Origin of the sequence: Rosenbergiella australiborealis (genome assembly GCF_018494035.1) — a bacterium.
Classification (GTDB): domain Bacteria; phylum Pseudomonadota; class Gammaproteobacteria; order Enterobacterales; family Enterobacteriaceae; genus Rosenbergiella; species Rosenbergiella australiborealis.
In genome coordinates this window covers 281,453-302,781 of record NZ_JABBFO010000002.1, presented here as the reverse complement: position 1 = coordinate 302,781, position 21,329 = coordinate 281,453, and the positions used below count along the sequence as shown (strand labels likewise).

Here is a 21,329-nt window from a genome sequence, read left to right as displayed (position 1 = left end):
ATACGATAAAAATAACGTTAGGTAGCACGAATTGCAACACTATTTAGGATGATAAACATAAAAAAAGCACCCTAGGGTGCTTTTAGAAAAAGAGGGCGGCTATTTTCTACCGAGCAGATAACCAAATGCTACACCGATTGCTGCTGCAACCGCTAAACCTGCGTAGGGTTTATCAGAAACTTGTTGTTTGATCGTATCAGCAGCATCCTTTACCGCGTAGCTTGCTTGTGAGCCGTACTTGCGTGCTGCACCGCGTACAGAGTGCTCACTTTGGTCAGTTGCATCGCCATAAGCTTCTTGTGCTGCACCTGCATACTCTTCCACTTTATCTTGAATTTTATTAACCATTGTAATGCTCCTTGGTAAGCTGATTTATTGTTAACGATTTAACTATAGCAAAGAATTAGTACTGTGTAGTGAATACAGATTTTTCTTAAGAAAATGTATAACTATTAGGGTGTAACAGCATGCGTTGGGCAATTCCATGTCACCATTTCATTTTGCTCAGCATCAATTAATCTAAAGCGATCTGGCGAAAGACGCTGAGCCATAAACCCTTCTGCGGTTGTTGCACTGGGAACATAAAGAGAGGGATCGGCACTTTTTAAATAGCCACTGTTGACCGTATTACTTTTATGGGTCACCGAGAAGTGCTGAATTTCATCAAAGACCCAAGCAGAGGAATGGCCGGTTACCTTGCCATTGAGGGTTGAGACTTCACCAGGGCAGAGCCGACCGTAAGGCTTATGGCTACATCCGGTTAAGAAGAGTGACACTGCAACTAGGTGAATAACGCCTCGCATTTTTCCTCTCCGTGATGAGTCGTAGTGACGATATTAGTTATTACATAATGAAGGATAGCCAGATAGTTGTAATTGTCGTTGCTTTTCTTGCGCTATGAGTGTGGCTTGAGCGCCAATCGGTAACGTTACCGTATCTGGCTCATGTCCATAGTCTAAATGATTAATAAATGGCACGCCTGTTTTATGCTGCATATATTCCCAGACCGTCGCTAATTGATAGCCTTGATCATACGCATTGGGAGAGCTATGACTAAAACTTCCCGTAATAACGGCTTTCTGCTGCCCTAAAATCCCTGCGTGATACAGTTGCAGTAGCATTCGTTCGACACGAAAAGCACTTTCATTGATATCTTCAATCACTAAAATTCCATCAGTGACCTTAGGCAACCACGGTGTACCAATTAGTGAACAAATCATTGCAAGATTACCTCCCCACAGCTGGCCCTGCCAACAGCCATTCATAACCTGGGTATCTTGCCAGTTTATCGTATAGTGTTGTTGCTTGAGGAGTTGCCAAAAATGGTTTTCAGTAAATGATGAGAGTGTCTCTGCCCCGAAATTACCCGCTAACATAGGGCCGCTAAACGTAATTAATTCGCTCTGTGACAATAAGGCTAGTTGTAATGCTGTAAAATCGCTATGACCGCAAAAAATCGTTGGTTGGCCATTAAACGTTGACTGTAATCCTGCATAGTTAATCTGGTCGAGCAGCCGACTGACGCCGTAGCCCCCCCTGACTGCCAAGATAATATCGGGTAAAGAGACCAATTCCACGAGCTGATTAATATCATTCAGACGTTCGGTATCCGAACCTGCAAACCGTTGTTCTCGACGCTGAATGATCTCGGTATTTTCCAATCGATGTTGTTGGCTTAGCCGCATTATGGCCCGTGTTGCCGCATCTTGATGTTGGCAATAGCCGGATGGAGCAACTAAGCGTATTGAAAGAGATTTAAGCATGGGGGATCTTCATCTTGGCAAAATTTTATGATGAGTGAGGAGCGGGGCGAAGGCAAGACCTGCCATAAAATATTTGATGATGGGGAATCATAATTAGGATCTTTCAATTTTTTATGCTAAAAAATCGGTCAATCAGGAAAATATCTGATTAATGAGGCTAATTCAGTCACTTTAAGACAAAGAGCCATTTTCTAAATTTTACTGCTGAGTAAGATAGCTCGCAATTCATTATGTAGGAACTCCATGACGTGAAAAGCAAACTTTTGCTGTTGACGGTTCTCGCGCTGTCAGCCTGTTCACAGCATCCAGCCCCGAGCACTGAAAAACCTGATATTCAAAGTTCTAAATTTTTACTTGATCCACAAGATATCCCTACACCGGGTAAAGTTGCTACCAATAATCATTGGTCCCACTATACCCAAGATGCCGCCAGTCATTATGGCGTTGACCCGAAGTTAGTCAGCGCCATTATTAGTGTCGAATCTGGTGGAAATCCTAAAGTTGTCAGCCACTCTAATGCGATAGGGCTCATGCAAATCAAAGCCTCAACCGCAGGTCGTGCCGTGTATCAAGCGACTGGCCGTCGAGGACAACCGACCGGACATGAACTTAAAGATCCGGCTAAAAATATCCAGATTGGCACCGCATACTTGAAGTTATTGCAAGAAAACGAGCTTTCTGGCATCAAAAACCCGGTCACTTTACGTTATGCCACGATTGTTTCTTATGCAAATGGAGCGGGCGCGCTAATGCGTATTTTCTCCTCGAGCCGTGAGCAGGCTATTGCTAAAATCAATCTGATGACGCCTGAACAATTCATCAGTTATGTTCAGCGTGAACACCCAGCCGCCCAAGCGCCACGTTATTTGCGTAAGGTCACGGAGGCTTATCAAGACAGTTAACACGTTAAATTATAGCGATTTCTTATTTTTTATTCGCCAGGTTGTAATTTGTCTCCTATAATTATTTTGACAGTGTTTAAAAATATTCATTAATCACTTTGTGAATGTATAAATTGATGTTTGTCAGATAAGGAGCAGTAAATGGGTATTCTTTCGTGGATTATCTTTGGTCTGATCGCAGGGATCCTTGCGAAATGGATTATGCCTGGCAGAGATGGTGGTGGTTTTATCGTCACTGTTATTTTAGGTATTGTGGGTGCAGTCGTTGGTGGCTGGATCAGCACATTCTTCGGTCATGGTCGTGTTGACGGCTTCAACTTCGGAAGTTTCGTCGTTGCAGTAATCGGTGCGATAGTTGTACTGTGGATTTATCGCAAAGTTGTGAGCTGATGTCTGACGAATGACAACACCTACCGTCGGTGGTTAGTATCGAGCGGTTAGCATAACTCTTCGATGGTATGATAAAAATCCGTAACCTTAATAAGGATTACGGATTTTTTTATGTCTTAATTTTATGACAGTGGCGAATTTCATTGCAATGCTCGCGTTACTCTTCCCCTACATCTCGTCGCTAACCTGCTACTTAGGCTAATTGTCGTTGCCTAATGACTACGGCGTCACGATCGCTCCTACCCGAAACTCAACAGTGCAGGGCTTCATGGTATACTGTCGGTCATTACTTCGACCTTAGGCCCAAACTTATGAATGAATTTTCCTTGCTCTGCCGCATCCTTGGTACTCTTTTTTATCGCCAACCTGACGATCTTACCGTCAAACCCCTGTGGAACTTATTGGCAGAGGGTAAATTAAATCAACATTGGCCGTTAGAGCAAGATGAGTTACTGGCTCAATTACAACGTCCGTATGAGCGTGCGGCACTCAATCAGGATTACCAACAACTGTTCTTGACAGAGACGCCTGCGGTAACGCCTTATGGTCATGAATGGCCGAATGGACCCGAGGAAGCGGATGTCGCGAGTTTTTTGACTGCCCGCGGTATGCCACTTGCTGAGACTCCTGCGGATCACTTTGGAAGACTTTTATTAGCTGCCTCATGGTTAGAAGACAATGCTGCAGACGATGAAAATCAAGCAATTATGACTCTTTTTGAAGAATTTTTACTGCCTTGGTGTGGCGCATTCCTCGGTAAAGTGGAAGCCCATGCTCAAACTGGTTTTTATCGGGCGTTGGCGATGACAACACGCGGGGCTGTACAGGCGATGGCCGAAGAGTTACTTGAAGTCGATGATACTGAGGATGAACAGGAGGCGTAATCATGCACTACGAACCTGAATTGATTGATGAACTGGTCGCTTTACGACGTTCTTTGCATCAGCACCCTGAAGTTGCATTTGAAGAAGTGGTAACAGCGGCAGCGGTTGAGTCCTATCTACAACGATGCAATATGGATGAGATCCATACCGGCATTGGCCAAACGGGGATTGTGGCAGTACTTCACGGTAACCGTCCAGGTAAGATGATTGCATTACGGGCAGATATGGATGCGTTACCGATGCAAGAAGGCCGAGATCAGACTGAGGTAGAATACTGTTCACATCTTGCTGGCCGATTTCATGGCTGTGGGCATGACGGTCATACTGTGATGTTACTAGGTGCCGCAAAAATACTGGCTAAGCATCGACATTTTTCAGGTACCTTAGTCTTTATCTTCCAGTGTGCTGAAGAAAATTTACTCGGTGCTAAGGCGATGCTTGATGATGGGTTATATACCCGTTTTCCCTTTGACGAGATCTATGGCTTGCACAATATGCCGGGGAGAGCGCGAGGTGTTATTGAAGTCAATCAGGCGGCAACCTTAACTGCGAGTGATATTTTCACGCTCACCTTACAAGGGAAAGGCGGTCACGGTGCGGTGCCTGAACGCTGTGTTGATCCTATTGTGATGGCCGCAAGATTAATTGCTGACTATCAGACGATCATTAGCCGTTCTATTAGCCCATTGCAGACGGCAACCATTAGTTTCGGCTCGATCCAAGGGGGGAGTTCCCACAATATCATCCCTGATAAAGTTATACTCAGTGGCACCGTACGCACTTATGATCCGCAAGTACGTATTGAGGTCAAACAACGTATGCAACAACTGTTAGACAGTGTCACCCAAGGCTATGGGGGTAAGGGTGAGATTACCTATATTGCAGGCTGTCCTTCCGTGATCAACGACGATAAATTAGCCCGTGAGCTAGTTACCGCCTTTCAACAATGGCGAGGAATAGAATCCTGTTATCTGGCGAATAGCCCTGTAGGGCCTTCTGAAGATTTTGCCTTTTACCTGGCACATGCACCCGGTGTCTATGGCTTTTTAGGTATTGGTGAAAAACCGATGTGCCATCATCCTCACTATGATTTTGATGACAGCGTTATTGGTCAAGGGATCGACTGGTGGATAAATATTGCGGTAACGCGCCTTAGCTATCAGCGGTAAGCTAAAAACTAAGGGGTTGGTTGATCCGACCAATGATGTCGACAGCGATATACCCAAGCGGGTGGGACATTTTTTATTACACGTTGTCTCTCCCAAATAAAGTAGCGAGAAAGTACAGGTTGAGTCAGGGATGTGTATTGAAACTGAATAAATACACCGCCGGGTGTCAGGGTATGGTGGACTTTTTCTAAAATCGCGTGACGTGTCTTTGCAGGTAGCGAAAGGAGCGGTAGACCTGAAAAGATCGCATCATAACGTCCATTGAGATGCTCCGCAGAATGTGCATGGATTGCCAACCTGTGGTCGTGTATTTCATGTAACTGCTGTACAAGTCGTGGATTGATCTCAAAGATATCCAGTGATGCGTGAGGATCAAGGTATTGCAGCAGCAATCGAGTCAGGACGCCATCACCCGCTCCCAATTCAGCTACACGGGAAATGGTCTGCCAATCGGCGCTTTTTGCCATCGTTTCACAGAGCATCACTGATGAAGGGGTGATACTGCCTATAGCGCGTGGGTTACGGATAAATTGTTGAACAAAGCCTGCTTTTGAACGGACCATATTTAATGCTGAAGCGAGCATTTTACCCTCCTATTGCGACCTATTAAGTCACTTAGTCTTAAGTGTAGGATGAAAGTTTCAGAGTTTGGTCGTAATCCCTAAACTTATAGGAATAGTCCGTATCGGTATGCCGACTAATTTTCTTATCTATCTCACAAAATCATCCTCTTTCTTGTGACATTTTCAGATACTGGCGGTAATTTAACAGTTGTTTAACATCTGTTAGGGGGTTTTATGCGCTATGCATCACCAAGAGAAGCAGGTTCGTTAATAGTCTTACAAGAGACTTACCACAATTATATTAACGGGCAATTTAAACCGCCTCAAAGTGGCGAGTATTTCAAAAATACCTCGCCGATTGATGGATCGTTGATTGGTCAATTTCCCCGCTCAAATCAGCAAGATATTGATCTAGCAGTGGAGGCTGCCGCGCAAGCCTTTCCTATATGGAGTCGGTATTCAGTACAGCAACGTTCAGAAATTTTACTCAATATTGCACAGCGATTAGAACAGGCCTTGGAGCGATTTGCGGTCAATGAAACCTGGGACAATGGCAAACCAATACGTGAAACGTTAGCCGCTGATCTGCCTTTAGCCGTTGATCATTTTCGTTATTTTGCAGGTTGTCTTCGGGCACAAGAAGGCAGCTGCGCGGAAATTGATGAAACGACCGTCAGTTATCATTTTCATGAACCATTAGGTGTGGTTGGGCAAATCATTCCGTGGAATTTTCCCTTACTGATGGCGGCATGGAAACTGGCCCCGGCCCTTGCCGCGGGTAATTGTGTCGTGTTGAAGCCAGCGGAACAAACACCTTTGACGATCACACTATTTGCTGAGCTGATCGGCGATCTTCTGCCTAAGGGCGTATTAAATATTGTACATGGCTTTGGTAATGAAGCCGGGGAGGCTCTGGCCAGTCATAAAGGAATTGCTAAAATTGCCTTTACCGGTTCCACGGCAACAGGTCGTCATATTCTGGAATTAGCGGCAAAAAATATCATTCCCTCAACGGTTGAATTAGGCGGTAAGTCGCCGAATATCTTCTTTGAAGATATTATGACAGCGGAAAAGAGTTTCATCGAGAAAGCGGCTGAAGGACTGGTACTGGGTTTTTTAAATCAAGGTGAGATCTGTACTTGCCCTTCTCGTGCCTTAGTGCAAGCCTCCATGTTTGAACCTTTTATGGCTGTCGTGATGGAGCGTATGAAGGCAATTAAACGTGGTCACCCGCTCGACACGCAGACGATGATTGGTGCGCAGGCTAGCGAACAACAGTATGAGAAAATTTTGTCGTGGTTAGAGATTGCAAAACAAGAAGGGGCCGACGTTTTAGCAGGAGGACATGCCGAAAACTTTTCGGATGAGCTTGGGTCAGGGTTTTATATTCAACCGACATTATTAAAAGGTAATAACTCAATGCGGGTGTTCCAAGAAGAGATTTTTGGACCGGTCATTGGCATTACAACGTTTCAGGATGAGGCCGAAGCCATTGCTATCGCTAATGACACCATCTATGGCTTGGGGGCGGGGGTTTGGACTAGGGACACCAATCGAGCTTACCGTGTTGGGCGAGCCATACAAGCGGGACGTGTATGGACCAATTGCTATCATCTTTATCCCGCTCACGCTGCTTTTGGTGGCTATAAACAATCAGGAATTGGCCGGGAAACACATAAAATGATGCTTGATCATTACCAACAAACGAAAAATTTATTGGTGAGTTATGGCATTCAGCCATTAGGGTTTTTTTAGTCTTGAACCAGGGCGGCTAAAAGCCGCCCTGAGGGATTAATGAAAAAACATCACAGAGACACACAGCACACCGATAATTAACGTCAGTAAGTTGCCGAGACTACGATAGGGCTTTAATTCTGCAATTAACCATGTCGATAATGTGGGCATAATAAACAGTATCATGGCGATTAATGGACCACTAATGGCATAAATCATCGACAAAGCATTGGGATTAACGCTACAAACACCGAAAGTAATCAACGAAACAACACAGACCGATACCGTGCGATTAAAACGATAACTCCTCGATACGCCGAATGGCTTTAAAACGCTTCGAGTGAGCTCTGTTGCACCTTCAATCACCCCAAAATAAGTACCCAAAAATGATTTAGACATCGCGACGATTGCTACGATGATGCCCGATAAGGCTAGCCAAGCAGGAGAGTCCGGTTTCATCGATAGCGCTGAGAGAACGGTCAATCCCTTATCTTTCGCTTCTTGAATATTGGCGGTTGGGATCGATAAATAGCAGCTAAATACAAAAAATAGCACGCTAAGACTAATGACCAGATAAGCCCAACGCATAATACGTTGAACGTTGGATATCGCGGCATCGCCATGCGTCTCGCGTTGTGCCACCGAGAAGGTTGAAATAATCGGGGTATGGCTGAACGCAAAAACCATCACCGGCAATGACAGCCAGAGTTGGTGAAAGCTCGATGTCGAAAACTGACCCGTTAGCGCTAGGCGTTCTGGGTGCCAATCTTTTACCATATAACAGGATAGGAAAAAAAAGTATGCCAGTATGGGAAAGACCAGAAAGCCCATAACACGTAGGGTCGTTTGACGTCCCATCAAGAAAATTAAGTTAAGCACCATGACCACTAAAAAACTCAAACCGACGCGGGCGAGATGAGTGAGCGGATAGTGGGTAGCAATCTGCTCAATCAGTGAATTAGTGATGGCTACGGCATAAATTAAAACGATTACGAAGAAAGCAATAAAATAGAGAAAGGTGATAAGGTTACCCACTCGCTTTCCATAATAATATTTTACTGCATGGGTGATACCCTCTGCGGCACCGCTAGCGGGAGCCGCAAGAATAAACTGACTCAGGGCTTTATGCGGCCAATAGGTCAGTGGCCATGCCACAAGCGCAGTAATAAAAAGGACAATTGTCCCTGCAGAACCGAGTTGGATAGGAAGGAATAAGGTTCCTGCGCCTACCGCTGTACCGTAGAGTGCAAAACCCCATAGCGCAGCTTCTTTTGACCAAAATCTTGCCATCGATGAATTGATTATCCTGGTTAAATTAAAAAAGGCCGCTAATCTATCACATAAATTTGATCACTGTTAGAACGATTGATGGAGTTATTATGAGTAAAAAAGTATGGGTATTAGGCGATGCAGTCATCGATCTATTACCAGAAGGTGAAGGGCGTTTACTACAATGCCCCGGAGGTGCGCCAGCTAACGTCGCAGTTGGTATTGCACGCTTAGGCGGCAATAGTGCTTTCATCGGCCGTGTAGGTGAAGATCCATTTGGTAGATTTTTACAGAATACGTTAAAAAAAGAGCAAGTATCGACCGACTATATGTTTTTTGATCCTGAACAACGGACTTCTACTGTCGTCGTTGGGTTGGATGATGACGGCGAGCGATCATTCACCTTTATGGTCAGACCCAGTGCGGATCTTTTTCTGGTGAACCAAGATCTTCCTGGTTTTCAAGCTGAAGAGTGGCTGCATTGTTGTTCTATTGCTTTGAGTCGAGAGCCGAGTCGCGGAACAACGCTTGAAGCGATGGCACGGATCCGCCGTGCAGGTGGAAAAGTCTGTTTTGATCCGAATATTCGTGAAGATTTTTGGCCGAATGAACACCAGTTGCGTGAAACGTTGGCTGACGCTTTGACGTTAGCCGATGTGATTAAGTTGTCGGAAGATGAATTACAGTTTATCAGTGGGGATTATCAGTTAGAACAGGGCATTCGCTCAATTGTTGAGGCGTATCAACCGGAACTGTTGGTCATCACCCGCGGTAAAGAAGGGGTGACAGCCTACTATCAGGGTGAAATAAGTTATCACGAGGCTAAACCGGTCGTCAGTGTCGATACAACAGGAGCGGGGGATGCGTTTGTAGCAGGATTACTTTATGGACTCTCTACCCGAGGTTTTCCACAATCGTCGTCTCAGCTTGAGAGTGTGCTTGCGTTAGCACAGGTATGTGGGGCGCTTGCTACCACGGCAAAGGGAGCGATGACCGCGCTACCTTACTACTCAGAGATTACTAAACAGTTTTAACAGCCCATAGAATATCTGATTAAGATGCGTTTAATGCAGAAAACAGTTACCCTATACACATAAAGTATAGGGTTTTTGTTTTTTTATTAATTATGAGGTTCTTAATGTCAACACTTCCTCCTTGTCCCCAGTGTCACTCTACCTTTACTTGGGAAAACGAAGGGACGCTTAATTGTCCTGAATGCGGCCATGAATGGTCGCTGTCTGCTGTACAGGGGGGGGACGAACAGTTAATCGTCCGTGATGCCAACGGTAATCTCTTGAGCGACGGAGATGCTGTCACCATTATCAAAGATCTCAAAGTCAAAGGTAGTTCAACGCCGCTGAAAATTGGGACAAAAGTGAAAGCCATCCGGTTGGTTGAAGGTGACCATAACATCGATTGTAAAATTGATGGCTTTGGACCGATGAAGCTGAAATCAGAATTTGTAAAAAAGAACGGTTAATGTGCTTACCACGAAATACCACATTCAGGTATTTCGTGGTCTTTTCAGCGTGAAGAGTGCTTATTGTGACCAGGCTGTAATTGACGCCGCCCTAACAAGGCCATGCCAAACACCAGCATGGTCATAACGATCGCTGTAATTATCCAGAAAAGATGTTGATAACCATAATGGTCATGCAATGCGCCGAGAGGATAGGATATCAGTACCACTCCGATCGAACTGGCCACTTGAAACCCAATCAGAAAAATAGTGGAGGAGAGGCGTTTATCGAAATATAGGGTGCTATATTTGAATACCGCAATTACACATAAAGGAACTTCCAGTGCATGCAAAAGTTTGACTGCTGAAATCAGGTAGGGATTAACACTCAGCGCGCAGGAAAATATACGAATCGCCATAATCATCACACCTAATAATAAGGCATTTTTTGCGCCGATACGGTTCACCAGTGAAGGAATAAGAGCCATAAAAAAAGCCTCAAGGATCACTTGTGATGCATTGAGATAGCTATAAATCTCGGCGCCTAGCGCTGATGAGCTAAAAAGTTGTGTATAAAAAATAGGAAAGAGTTGTTGGTCGAAAATATTATAAAAAGACCATGTACCAATCACAAAGATGACAAAAATCCAAAAGTGCTTATCGTTAAATACCGCAATAAAGTCTTGTCGCCTAATTATATTTTGTTGAGATTCGGTATATTCAGGGGGAGTAAAGCGCGTATTAAGAAAGGCGAAGGCCACACCAAACAGCGATATAAGCCAGAAATTGAGATTAGGATCAATGCGAAATAACATACCCGCAATAAAGGCGCCAAGGGCGTAGCCTAACGATCCCCATGCTCTCGCCGCACCATATTCAAAATGAAAATGACGGCTTATTTTTTCGCAAAAAGTTTCTACTAACCCGAAACCGGCTAAGTAACCAATACCCAAAAAGAGTGAGCCTATAATAGCGCCTAAATAAAAGCTATTTAGTAATAAGGGCTGGTAAATAAACGTCATAAACGGGCCGGTCAAGATGAGCACAGCACTGACCACCCACATTAATATTTTTCTCAATCCTAATTTGTCTTGAATCACTCCGTAGGCAAGCATAAATATGATGCTGGCTGTTTGATTAATAGCGTAAAGAATTCCCAGCTCCGCACCGGTTAGTCCAATCCGCTGTTTTAGCCAGATGGCATACAACGACCACCACAGTGACCAACAGATAAAAAATAAGGCCAAATAGCCTGAGCTAATTCGATAGTGGCGGTCCGTGAATGGAATTGAAAACGTCATGATAGTCTCCCTTGTTCTGCGACAATGATTAGTGATACGCGCTTTCACCAATTTGCAAATCCCTCCCATCGAAAAGCTGCAATCTCCATCACACTTATCCTAGGTTAACGTTAACATTTGTGATTTTATTCACATATTAAGTCGGTCGACACTTTGCGAAATCGATGGTTAACGTTAACAATATAGAAAATGTACAGGGGAGAAGTACCATGAATAGTCTTAAGCAAGGGCAACAGGCACTGACTCGATTACAAGAAAAGCGAGGTAATCACTATTATCCACACTTTCATCTTGCTCCTCCTGCGGGGTGGATGAATGATCCCAATGGCCTTATTTACTTCAACCAGCGTTACCACGCCTTTTATCAACATCATCCGTTTAGTACCGATTGGGGACCGATGCATTGGGGGCATGCCACCAGTGACGATATGGTGCATTGGCAACATCAACCTATTGCTCTAGCACCTGATTGCGAGGCGGATAGCGATGGCTGTTTTTCAGGTAGTGCAGTGGTCGTCGGGGAACAACTTGCCCTTATTTACACTGGGCATCGTTGGTTGGGGGAAGTGGGGGATGATAGCCAAATTTGCGAAGTACAATGTTTGGCACTGAGCCAAGATGGTCTAACTTTTGAAAAACAAGGGGTGATACTGATGCCCCCTGCAGGAGTGATGCATTTTCGCGATCCGAAAGTGTGGTTTGAAGCCGGAAGCTGGTGGATGGTCGTTGGTGCAAGGAATGCGCAGCAGCAAGGCCAAGTATTGCTCTATAAAGGCGAGTCACTCACGTCATGGGTTTTTGATCGTATTCTCGCACAAGCCGCATCGGGAGAAGGCTATATGTGGGAATGTCCAGATTTTTTTAAGCTAGGTGACCATCGCTACCTTATGTGTTCACCGCAAGGTATGGTTGCTCAAGGTGACCGATTTAATAATTTATTCCAAAGTGGAGTATTTGCAGGACAGTGGTCGCCCGGTGAGGCCTTTATCCGTCAACAAGGGTTTCAAGAGCTGGATCGTGGGCATGATTTCTATGCCCCACAAAGTTTTCTTGCAGCAGATGGCCGGCGAATTGTTATGGCATGGATGGATATGTGGGAATCGAAAATGCCGACGAAGCAGGAGGGATGGTGTGGCAGTTTTACGTTGCCACGTGAACTTACTGAGGAGAATGGTCGATTACGGCAGCGACCCGTACGTGAACTGCAAGCGCTACGCGGGACACAAAAGACGATCATTGCCCCAACGATTTACCAGGATTATCCGCTAGCTAATTGGGTTGACCCGTTTGAAATTATTATTGCTTGGGGGGATTTAACGAATATATCGTCATCAGAAGTGGGAATTAAAATCGGTAGTGGAGTAAAGATGAGCTACCATGTTGCGGATCGAACACTATCCTTACGTCGAGACTACCCAGCACTGGGGATACAAGATGAGCGCCGTGTGAGTCTCGACGATGCACACTCCCTGCAGTGGCACATATACATTGATAGCTCCTCCATCGAACTTTTTATTAATGATGGGGAAACCGTATTAAGTAGCCGTATTTATCCTGATGAGGTTGATTGTGCAATAGCGTTGTATAGCCTAAATCTTCCTACGGTTATTGATGCACTTCACTGGTGGCCATTACGATCAGCGACAGAGTGACGGTGTAACAGCGGGCAATGTAGGTGATGAACGCCTGGGTTGTGCCGCTGTTGTATAATATGCAACGCGGCTTGCCGACCAATCTCTCTATGGGGGAGTTGTAACGTCGTTAAACCCGGTAAAAAAAGATGGCCAACGCCAACTAAATTATCAAAACCGATCACTGCAATATCATCCGGGATTTTTAATCCTAAAGTGAGAAGCTGCTGATAGGCAACAAAAGCGCTGCGATCGTTACCACAAATCACCACATCATGCGGTTGTGGTGGAGAAGCGAAACTGTCTTTTAAGAGCGCAGCAATTTTTAAATAGCCCTCATCACCCTTGGGCATATGGTATTGCACCGCATCGTGGAGATTTTTTCCCGCATCACTCCAGGCTTGTTCAAATCCCTTGCGTCGCGCTGTCGGCGCTAATTCATTTTCAGGTAACCAATAACAAAGTGGGTGTTGATAGCCTTGTGCTATTAAATACTGAGTCGCTTGATATTGGGCGTTATAATCATCGGGAATGTAGCTGGCAAGATGTGGATCGTCAGAAATACAGTTTGCGAGCACCACCGGTAATCCCTGCAGTACCTCAGGCAGCTGAATTTTGCGCAGGCCCATTGTGGTGTAGATAACCCCATCAGGACGATGTGCGAGTAACTCACGTGCTGCACGCTGTGTATCACCTGAAGCGAAGATATTAATGATGAAACTATCCCAGCTAAATTGCTGTGCAGTTTGTTCAATCGCTAATAAAAGCTCGACGGAAAAGGGGGTCGTGGCGGTATCTTCTGCGAGGACGGCAAGCGTCCGGGGCCTATTGGCCTGACCCCGGATTTTTTGAGCCGAGAGGTCAGGGACATAATGGAGGGCTTGAATGGCATCTTCTACACGTTGACGGGTTTCGGCATTGACGCGCGGTGCATGGTTAATGACACGGGAGACGGTCATCATCGAAACGCCTGCTAATTGTGCAACATCTTTCAGTGAAGCCATGCTATCTCCTCCATAAACCTTAGGGCAGTGTAGCAAAAACGAACGCCTAACATAAGAGTTGTTGCGTATCAATGAGATAACGCAGAAGCATCACATGCACGTTGACGAATACCATAAAATCACAGTGGGCGAGGTGTCACGCTCGATAGGGCGATAAATAGCTATCCCCAATAAGTGACAGGGTGTGAGAACAGGTCAATAACCTCAGCCCAGTGATGGTCATTATTTGAATTTTAGCAGTCTAACAGTTTCGTCTATATCCACTTCATCTTCACTAAAGACCAGCGTCTCACCTTGAAAAGTAGTGATAGCAATTTTGCGTAATGTACGCATTGCATCGGGACGCTGATCCGTTTTTGGACGGATTGTATTCATCAGCATTCCGATACTTAAGACGGTATTCGCTTTATCGATCGATTGGTTTGCCGGCACATCTTCACTAAATAACTTATAGTTTTTTATTGCGGTCAGTTTAACGCGCTCGCCTGCGATAAATAAATATTTGCTCGCCGGGATGACTTTAACGGCGTAGGCCGAAAGGCCTTTATTGTTAGTGGTTGGTTCAAAGGTTACCGCTGCATCTTTTTTGATTAAGTCGGGATTAGCGACTTTAACCTCATGAAAATAACGGTTATCACCATTTTCATCTTTGATAAACCCAAAGCCTTTTTCTTTAAACCATGTGGTGATGGTGCCGTTTAAAGCCATACTGTCCTACCTTATTTCTTACATTTTTTCTGCGCGCAGTGTAATGCATATTGCCTTGAGACTCTATGGGGGAGACGTGGATCAGGTTAATAAATCCGCGGAGAAACTATACCTGCGATTATTTTGTCGTTATGCGGTTGAACCGATTGTGCGAAAAGCAGACTGCGAAAAAATAAAAAAGCCCATGCTGTGTAGCATGAGCTTTTCTTTAACAGACAGCCTTAAACGTTAAACAAGAAATTCATGATATCGCCATCTTTAACGATATACTCTTTCCCTTCAGCACGCATTTTACCCGCTTCTTTTGCACCTTGTTCGCCCTTATTCGCGACAAAGTCATCAAAAGCAATGGTTTGGGCGCGGATAAAGCCTTTCTCGAAATCCGTGTGGATTTTGCCCGCCGCTTGGGGTGCGGTAGCACCAACAGGGATGGTCCATGCACGTACTTCTTTAACGCCCGCTGTAAAGTAAGTTTGCAGATTGAGTAAACGATAGCCTGCACGGATCACTCGGTTTAAGCCCGGTTCTTCGATGCCTAGCTCTGCCATAAACTCTTCACGTTCATCATCTTCCAGTTCAGAAATATCAGACTCAACGGCCGCACAGACTGGAACGACGACAGACCCTTCTTGTTCTGCAATAGCATAGACTTGATCTAAGTAAGGGTTATTTTCAAATCCATCTTCATTGACGTTGGCAATATACATCGTCGGTTTAAGTGTTAGGAAACTTAAGTAACGGATAGCGGCTTTTTCTTCGGCATCAAGATTAAGGCTACGGAGCATGCCAGCATTTTCCAAATGCGGCAGACATTTTTCCAGTACCGCTAATTCAGCTTTTGCATCTTTATCGCCACCTTTCGCTTTCTTTTGTAGGCGTTGAATAGCGCGTTCGCAAGTATCCAAGTCTGACAGGGCAAGCTCGGTATTAATGACATCGATGTCGTCGGCAGGGTTAACTGTCCCTGAAACGTGGATAATATTGTCGTTTTCAAAACAACGTACAACATGACCAATGGCTTCAGTTTCGCGGATGTTAGTCAGAAATTGGTTACCCAGCCCTTCACCTTTTGATGCGCCTTTTACTAATCCGGCAATATCAACAAATTCCATTGTGGTAGGGATAGTACGCTGTGGCTTAACAATTTCTGCGAGCTGGTCAAGACGCGCATCGGGCATTGGCACCACACCGGTATTTGGCTCAATGGTACAAAACGGAAAGTTCGCCGCTTCAATACCTGCTTTCGTCAGTGCATTAAAAAGAGTGGATTTACCGACATTTGGCAGGCCCACGATACCGCATTTGAATCCCATGCTTGAATACCTTATTACGTTAATTGTGCTTCGCTAAGCAGAACTGAATAGCAGAAAATTTGCCGTATTATACACGGATTTTAGTAAAGAGGGCAGCGCACTCAACCAGCTTTAAAGCTATGTAAACGATTCATCGCACGTAAACGATCTTCTTTTAGCCAGACTTCGGTGCAACGGGCAGCTTCATCAACTGCATCATCGATTAGCTTTTGTTCACTCAGTGGCGGCTTTCCTAGCACAAAACCAGTGACTTTATTGCGATCGCCAGGATGACCGATACCAATGCGTAATCGGTGAAAGTCAGCCACATTGCCTAACTTGCTGATGATATCTTTCAAGCCGTTATGGCCACCATGACCTCCACCTTGCTTAAACTTCGCTATACCGGGTGGTAAATCCATCTCATCGTGAGCCACTAAAATCTCTTGTGGTTGGATACGGTAGAAATTCGCCATTGCTGCTACAGCTTTGCCGCTTAAATTCATAAAGGTGGTGGGAACTAATAGGCGAACATCTTCTCCAGCGAGTGAAATACGGGCCGTTGCGCCAAAAAATTTAGCTTCTTCTTTCAACGGTTGACGAAAACGGTCTGCCAATAAATCGACATACCATGCACCCGCGTTGTGACGGGTGGCGGCATACTCAGTTCCGGGGTTAGCTAAACCCACAATCAATTTAATGGTACTCACGGGGGATTATCCTATCTGCGACAAAAAAAGGTAGTGTACTGCAATGATGAAGTGAAGTTCAAAAACATTCCTGCCCGGCAGTTTCAAACATGTGCCTGCGCTATCAAATCTCTCAAACTATGATCAAGATTAAAGATAATTACCTTGGTTACTCTTAACCTTTGTCAAGTAAGGTAAAAATTTCTAAGGAGAGGCTTATGAAACGTCAACATGCTTTATGCTCAGGTAACGCATTAATGGCTATCGGATTAGTAATGTCGCTGTTTAGCCTACTTATTGCGCTCTTAAGTCATGCTGGCACTATTCCCTTTACTACAAACTGGGCAACAGTGGCAGTTTTAGGGATATTTTGTGGGGCATTTATCTGGTTGCTGGGAGCCCAGATCAGTGGACGCGAGACAGTGTACGAAAAATATTATTTATTACGCTTTTATCAACGTTTCCCCCGTCGTCGTCGGCACTGATGATGACAAAAAAATGGGCCTTGTGGCCCATTTTTTATATCGCAATATTAATGTTCAAACATCGCTGAGATAGACTCTTCGTTGCTGATACGGCGGATTGCTTCAGCCAGCATCCCTGAGAGAGTCAATGTTCTGACATTAGGTAAGGCTTGAATTTCTGGAGAAAGTGGAATGGTGTCACACACAATCACTTCATCGATTACTGAACTGCGTAGGTTTTCAAGCGCATTACCCGAAAAGATGGGGTGGGTTGCATAAGCAAAAACGCGCTTAGCACCACGTTCTTTTAAGGCTTCAGCTGCTTTACATAAGGTACCGCCCGTGTCGATCATATCATCAACCAAAATACAATCACGACCGGCAACATCACCGATAATATGCATAACTTGGGAGACATTTGCGCGTGGACGGCGTTTATCGATAATAGCCATATCCGTTTCATTCAGTAATTTTGCAATAGCACGTGCCCGCACAACACCACCGATATCAGGAGAAACGACAATCGGATTTTCCATCTTTAGCTGTAACATATCTTCGAGCAAAATGGGGCTACCGAAAACGTTATCAACCGGGACATCAAAGAAGCCTTGGATCTGCTCTGCGTGTAGATCAACCGTTAATACGCGGTCAACTCCCACACTCGACAGAAAGTCCGCTACTACTTTTGCAGTAATGGGAACACGGGCTGAACGAACACGACGATCTTGGCGCGCATAACCAAAGTAAGGGATCACGGCAGTGATACGGCCCGCCGAGGCACGACGCAGCGCATCGATCATGACTACCAATTCCATTAGGTTATCATTGGTAGGTGCACAGGTAGATTGGATGATAAAAACATCACCACCCCGTACATTTTCATTAATCTGAACACTGACTTCTCCGTCGCTAAAACGACTCACTGCAGCGTTTCCTAGCGTCGTGTACAAACGGTTGGCAATACGTTGCGCTAGTTCCGGCGTGGCGTTACCAGCAAAAAGCTTCATATCAGGCACGAGTTAAACCTCAGGCTTTGGGTCCATAGAATGCCCCAGGGGGGCATGCTTACAGGTATATGTGAATAACAGCATGTACAGGCTCTGGAACAGGTAAGTCTGTTACATGCCGCCAATCACTCCGATAACTGTCGATGTAATTGGGAAACGTTAGCCCCCTTAGCTACAAAACATGTCATCCATGATGGAGTGAGATTAAGGACTTGACGAGCAGCGGCTTCACTGTCGAATTCAGCAAACACGCAAGCACCAGTGCCCGTCAGTCTTGACGGAGCGTATTCTAGCAGCCAGTTGAGTAGTTCATCAACCTTACGAAAACGTTTTCTTGCAATGCCTTCACAATCATTAGACCAAGATGAATGCATTAATTGCGCTACACTTCGTCTTGGTGTGTGGCGAGGAAGCTCTGGATCTTGGAAAATAACCGGTGTCGGAATACTGACGCCCGGGTGGGCAATCAGGTACCATTTTTCTGCAGGAGTGACAGGAGTGAGAACTTCACCGATTCCTTCTGCTAATGCGGCATGGCCGTGAATAAAAATCGGAACGTCGGCACCGAGTTTAAGCCCTATTTCAGCCAGTTGCTCGCGACTGTAGTTCAATTTCCATAGCTGGTTTAAGGCAATAAGAGTCGTCGCTGCATTGGAAGAACCACCGCCCAATCCGCCGCCCATCGGGAGTTTTTTATCAAGACCAATCGTCACGCCGATATTTTCATCGCCACGATGATCATCGATTGCTCTGGCTTTGAGTTGTTGGGCCGCGCGGTAGATAAGATTTTCTTCGCACGCGACATTATCAATATTATCAATCAATGTGATGCGGTGCTTTTGATCAACATTAAAAGTCAGCGCGTCACCATAATCAATAAATTGAAACAAGGTTTGCAGGGTATGGTAGCCATCTTCCCGCTGCCCAGTAATATACAAAAAAAGATTAAGTTTTCCGGGAGAAGGCCAGCGCTTGATCATTGTGTTACCCAACTATCCATCCGTAACTTAATACGCTGTCCTGACGTTGTTAATTCCACATTAGCGGGCAATGGTGGGGTAACTGTGTCGTTATAGCTATTAATCGTCACATGCCAAGTGACGCCGTCTTGGCTATAGTCGGCACTTTGTAGCTGGTAATGGTCATTTAAAACAAAATGGTCTGCCTTGCCCGGTAAACCTAGCATCCACCGGCGTAGGTTATCGAGAGGTATCGCCATTCCTGTTAATTTGGTGATCATTGTTTGGGCATCATGGCTGATATACCGTTGGCCTTTATTATCGACTAATTGAACGGTACTTCCTTGCTGATCAAGCTGTAATTCAGTGCTTCCAATTGGGCTGGTGAGCAACAAGCGGTAGCGATCTGGGGCTTGCTGTTGCCAGTTAAAGCGTGCATATACCTTTTGTTGGTCGGAGAGATAAGCAAAAGCGCCTCGAGTTTCAAAATGGGTAACTGTACTGACCGCAGCTTGATGCTGTTTCCATTGTGGTGAATCAGGACTTTTCGCAGGACCTTGTGAAACAGGGTGTGACACACACGCACTTAATAAAAGTGTTAGGGTAGGAACAACAATGCTTAGACGATTAGCAGTAGTAACTCGCACGCTTTTCTCCTTGGCGATGGCCGTCTACAACGGCAGACTTTAACGATCAATGCTATATTCAGCATAACACAAGCAATAAAAGAATCTTATTACACACTTATCTTTTGTATGGCTTTTCATGACAGTTAGCATCTTGTAGAATGGCGGCACAAAAATGCCTGTAAGGTTTGTAGGGTAAAAATAACTTATTATCATGACGCTGCTAGCACTCGGAATAAATCACAAAACTGCACCTGTCGCGCTTCGCGAACGGGTGGCGTTTGGCCCTGATATATTAGATACCGCTTTAGATAGCTTGTTATCGCAGCCGTCAGTGCATAGTGGTGTTGTGCTATCAACCTGTAATCGAACAGAACTTTACTTAAGCGTTGACGAACAACAGGATATTCAGCAGCAGTTAATTAAATGGTTATGCAATTTCCATCATCTCGATGAAAAGGAAGTGCTTAACAGTCTTTATTGGCATCAAAATAACGAGGCGGTTAGCCACCTCATGCGTGTTGCCAGTGGACTTGATTCTTTAGTGCTAGGTGAACCGCAAATTTTAGGGCAGGTAAAAAAAGCCTACGCGGAATCACAACGAGGTCATGTCATTAGTGGCGAATTGGAACGCATGTTCCAGAAAACCTTTTCAGTGGCTAAGCGGGTCAGAACCGAAACTGAAATCGGTAGTAGTGCTGTCTCTGTTGCTTTCGCGGCGTGTACACTGGCACGACAAATTTTCGAGTCACTTAAAACGGTTACGGTAATGTTAGTCGGGGCGGGCGAAACGATAGAGCTAGTGGCTCGTCATTTACGTGAACATCAAGTTAAGCGTTTGATGATCACAAACCGTACCCGTGAAAGAGCCGAGCGTTTAGCCGAAGAAGTTCATGCCGAAGTGGTCGATTTTTCCTCCTTACCTGAAAAAATAGCCTCGGCTGATATTATTATCTCTTCAACGGCCAGTCCATTACCGGTTATCGGTAAAGGCATGATTGAAAGCGCCTTAAAATCACGGCGCCATCAACCAATGCTGATTGTCGATATTGCTGTACCTCGAGATGTCGAGCCAGAAGTAGGGAAACTCGACTCCGCTTATCTCTATACGGTTGACGACCTCCAAGCGATTATTAAACACAATATGGCGCAGCGTGAAGCAGCGGCCGTGGAGGCTGAAACCATTGTTGTGCAAGAAAGTGGCGAGTTTATGGCCTGGTTACAGGCACAAAATGCGGTAGATGTGATTCGTGATTATCGCCATCAAGCTGAAGATATTCGTGAAGAACTCATGCAACGGGCTCTTTCTGCGCTTTCTCAAGGGCAGGACCCGCAAAAAGTCATGCAAGAGATGGCACATAAGTTAACCAATCGTTTAATCCACACACCGACAAAATCCCTACAGCAAGCTGCACGCGAAGGCGATGCTGAACGTTTACAAATTCTACGTGATAGCCTAGGCCTTAGTTAGCCAAGGCGGTCACCCCCTTTTGTTATTGGACAAATTATTCATAC

Annotated in this window: 23 protein-coding genes; 10 read left to right on the top strand and 13 right to left on the bottom strand. The window is 45.2% G+C overall.

What is annotated here, in order from left to right; translation table 11 throughout:
• Positions 1 to 99: 99 nt before the first annotated feature.
• From HGT73_RS04060 to ldcA, 3 genes are all read right to left on the bottom strand, one after another.
• Positions 100 to 348 (bottom strand): CsbD family protein, encoded by a 249-nt coding sequence (locus HGT73_RS04060; protein ID WP_214212379.1) that lies wholly within the window; start codon positions 346 to 348, stop codon positions 100 to 102.
• A gap of 104 nt (positions 349 to 452) precedes the next feature.
• Positions 453 to 803, bottom strand: coding sequence for a hypothetical protein (locus HGT73_RS04055; RefSeq protein ID WP_214212378.1), 351 nt, complete (start codon positions 801 to 803; stop codon positions 453 to 455).
• A gap of 33 nt (positions 804 to 836) precedes the next feature.
• Positions 837 to 1,763 (bottom strand): muramoyltetrapeptide carboxypeptidase, encoded by a 927-nt coding sequence (ldcA, locus tag HGT73_RS04050; protein WP_214212377.1) that lies wholly within the window; start codon positions 1,761 to 1,763, stop codon positions 837 to 839.
• A gap of 248 nt (positions 1,764 to 2,011) precedes the next feature.
• On the opposite strand from ldcA, the gene HGT73_RS04045 reads away from it, so the two are divergent.
• The 4 genes from HGT73_RS04045 (at position 2,012) to HGT73_RS04030 (ending at position 5,108) form a co-directional block, all read left to right on the top strand.
• On the top strand, positions 2,012 to 2,665 hold the full coding sequence (locus HGT73_RS04045; RefSeq protein ID WP_214212376.1) for a transglycosylase SLT domain-containing protein: 654 nt from the start codon (positions 2,012 to 2,014) through the stop codon (positions 2,663 to 2,665).
• Positions 2,666 to 2,806: 141 nt separating this feature from the next.
• Complete coding sequence (locus tag HGT73_RS04040; RefSeq protein ID WP_214212375.1) at positions 2,807 to 3,055, top strand: GlsB/YeaQ/YmgE family stress response membrane protein; 249 nt, start codon at positions 2,807 to 2,809, stop codon at positions 3,053 to 3,055.
• Positions 3,056 to 3,366: 311 nt separating this feature from the next.
• Positions 3,367 to 3,939 (top strand): TorD/DmsD family molecular chaperone, encoded by a 573-nt coding sequence (locus HGT73_RS04035; protein WP_214212374.1) that lies wholly within the window; start codon positions 3,367 to 3,369, stop codon positions 3,937 to 3,939.
• Positions 3,940 to 3,941: 2 nt separating this feature from the next.
• A complete protein-coding gene (locus HGT73_RS04030) occupies positions 3,942 to 5,108 on the top strand; it encodes a M20 metallopeptidase family protein (protein ID WP_214212373.1) in 1,167 nt (388 codons plus the stop codon).
• Between the two features lie 8 nt (positions 5,109 to 5,116).
• Here HGT73_RS04030 and HGT73_RS04025 read toward each other — a convergent pair whose 3' ends face one another.
• Positions 5,117 to 5,692 (bottom strand): class I SAM-dependent methyltransferase, encoded by a 576-nt coding sequence (locus HGT73_RS04025; RefSeq protein WP_214212372.1) that lies wholly within the window; start codon positions 5,690 to 5,692, stop codon positions 5,117 to 5,119.
• Positions 5,693 to 5,905: 213 nt separating this feature from the next.
• Between HGT73_RS04025 and HGT73_RS04020 the strand changes: the two genes are divergently transcribed.
• Positions 5,906 to 7,426 (top strand): aldehyde dehydrogenase family protein, encoded by a 1,521-nt coding sequence (locus HGT73_RS04020; RefSeq protein ID WP_214212371.1) that lies wholly within the window; start codon positions 5,906 to 5,908, stop codon positions 7,424 to 7,426.
• A 36-nt stretch (positions 7,427 to 7,462) separates the two neighbouring features.
• Here HGT73_RS04020 and HGT73_RS04015 read toward each other — a convergent pair whose 3' ends face one another.
• On the bottom strand, positions 7,463 to 8,695 hold the full coding sequence (locus HGT73_RS04015) for an amino acid permease (RefSeq protein WP_214212370.1): 1,233 nt from the start codon (positions 8,693 to 8,695) through the stop codon (positions 7,463 to 7,465).
• 89 nt (positions 8,696 to 8,784) lie between these two features.
• Here HGT73_RS04015 and HGT73_RS04010 point away from each other — a divergent pair, with 89 nt between their 5' ends.
• Both HGT73_RS04010 and HGT73_RS04005 read left to right on the top strand, forming a co-directional pair.
• Entirely contained in the window at positions 8,785 to 9,708 is a 924-nt protein-coding gene (locus HGT73_RS04010) for an aminoimidazole riboside kinase (protein WP_214212369.1), read from the top strand.
• 104 nt (positions 9,709 to 9,812) lie between these two features.
• Positions 9,813 to 10,154, top strand: a complete 342-nt coding sequence (locus HGT73_RS04005; protein ID WP_214212368.1) for a zinc ribbon domain-containing protein YjdM — start codon at positions 9,813 to 9,815, stop codon at positions 10,152 to 10,154.
• Positions 10,155 to 10,198: 44 nt separating this feature from the next.
• Here HGT73_RS04005 and HGT73_RS04000 read toward each other — a convergent pair whose 3' ends face one another.
• On the bottom strand, positions 10,199 to 11,434 hold the full coding sequence (locus tag HGT73_RS04000) for an oligosaccharide MFS transporter (protein ID WP_214212367.1): 1,236 nt from the start codon (positions 11,432 to 11,434) through the stop codon (positions 10,199 to 10,201).
• A 209-nt stretch (positions 11,435 to 11,643) separates the two neighbouring features.
• Here HGT73_RS04000 and HGT73_RS03995 point away from each other — a divergent pair, with 209 nt between their 5' ends.
• A complete protein-coding gene (locus tag HGT73_RS03995; protein ID WP_214212366.1) occupies positions 11,644 to 13,086 on the top strand; it encodes a glycoside hydrolase family 32 protein in 1,443 nt (480 codons plus the stop codon).
• On the opposite strand, the gene HGT73_RS03990 is transcribed toward HGT73_RS03995, so the two are convergent.
• From HGT73_RS03990 to pth, 4 genes are all read right to left on the bottom strand, one after another.
• A complete protein-coding gene (locus HGT73_RS03990) occupies positions 13,053 to 14,069 on the bottom strand; it encodes a LacI family DNA-binding transcriptional regulator (protein ID WP_214212365.1) in 1,017 nt (338 codons plus the stop codon). The genes HGT73_RS03995 and HGT73_RS03990 overlap by 34 nt on opposite strands.
• 222 nt (positions 14,070 to 14,291) lie before the next feature.
• A complete protein-coding gene (locus HGT73_RS03985; protein WP_214212364.1) occupies positions 14,292 to 14,777 on the bottom strand; it encodes a cold-shock protein in 486 nt (161 codons plus the stop codon).
• Between the two features lie 221 nt (positions 14,778 to 14,998).
• A complete protein-coding gene (ychF, locus tag HGT73_RS03980; RefSeq protein WP_214212363.1) occupies positions 14,999 to 16,090 on the bottom strand; it encodes a redox-regulated ATPase YchF in 1,092 nt (363 codons plus the stop codon).
• Between the two features lie 101 nt (positions 16,091 to 16,191).
• Positions 16,192 to 16,779 carry an aminoacyl-tRNA hydrolase gene (pth, locus tag HGT73_RS03975; protein ID WP_214212362.1) on the bottom strand — a complete coding sequence of 196 codons (588 nt, stop codon included), beginning with the start codon at positions 16,777 to 16,779 and terminating at the stop codon, positions 16,192 to 16,194.
• Positions 16,780 to 16,976: 197 nt separating this feature from the next.
• On the opposite strand from pth, the gene HGT73_RS03970 reads away from it, so the two are divergent.
• Positions 16,977 to 17,243, top strand: coding sequence for a DUF2583 family protein (locus HGT73_RS03970; RefSeq protein WP_214212361.1), 267 nt, complete (start codon positions 16,977 to 16,979; stop codon positions 17,241 to 17,243).
• A 47-nt stretch (positions 17,244 to 17,290) separates the two neighbouring features.
• On the opposite strand, the gene prs is transcribed toward HGT73_RS03970, so the two are convergent.
• From prs to lolB, 3 genes are all read right to left on the bottom strand, one after another.
• The gene (gene prs / locus HGT73_RS03965; RefSeq protein ID WP_214212360.1) at positions 17,291 to 18,238 is read right to left on the bottom strand and encodes a ribose-phosphate diphosphokinase; all 948 of its coding nucleotides are present in this window, start codon (positions 18,236 to 18,238) and stop codon (positions 17,291 to 17,293) included.
• A 116-nt stretch (positions 18,239 to 18,354) separates the two neighbouring features.
• On the bottom strand, positions 18,355 to 19,209 hold the full coding sequence (gene ispE, locus HGT73_RS03960) for a 4-(cytidine 5'-diphospho)-2-C-methyl-D-erythritol kinase (protein WP_214212359.1): 855 nt from the start codon (positions 19,207 to 19,209) through the stop codon (positions 18,355 to 18,357).
• Positions 19,206 to 19,835 (bottom strand): lipoprotein insertase outer membrane protein LolB, encoded by a 630-nt coding sequence (lolB, locus tag HGT73_RS03955; protein ID WP_214212358.1) that lies wholly within the window; start codon positions 19,833 to 19,835, stop codon positions 19,206 to 19,208. Before lolB ends, ispE begins: the two co-directional genes overlap by 4 nt.
• Before the next feature lie 193 nt (positions 19,836 to 20,028).
• Here lolB and hemA point away from each other — a divergent pair, with 193 nt between their 5' ends.
• A complete protein-coding gene (gene hemA, locus HGT73_RS03950) occupies positions 20,029 to 21,285 on the top strand; it encodes a glutamyl-tRNA reductase (RefSeq protein ID WP_214212357.1) in 1,257 nt (418 codons plus the stop codon).
• Positions 21,286 to 21,329 lie beyond the last annotated feature (44 nt).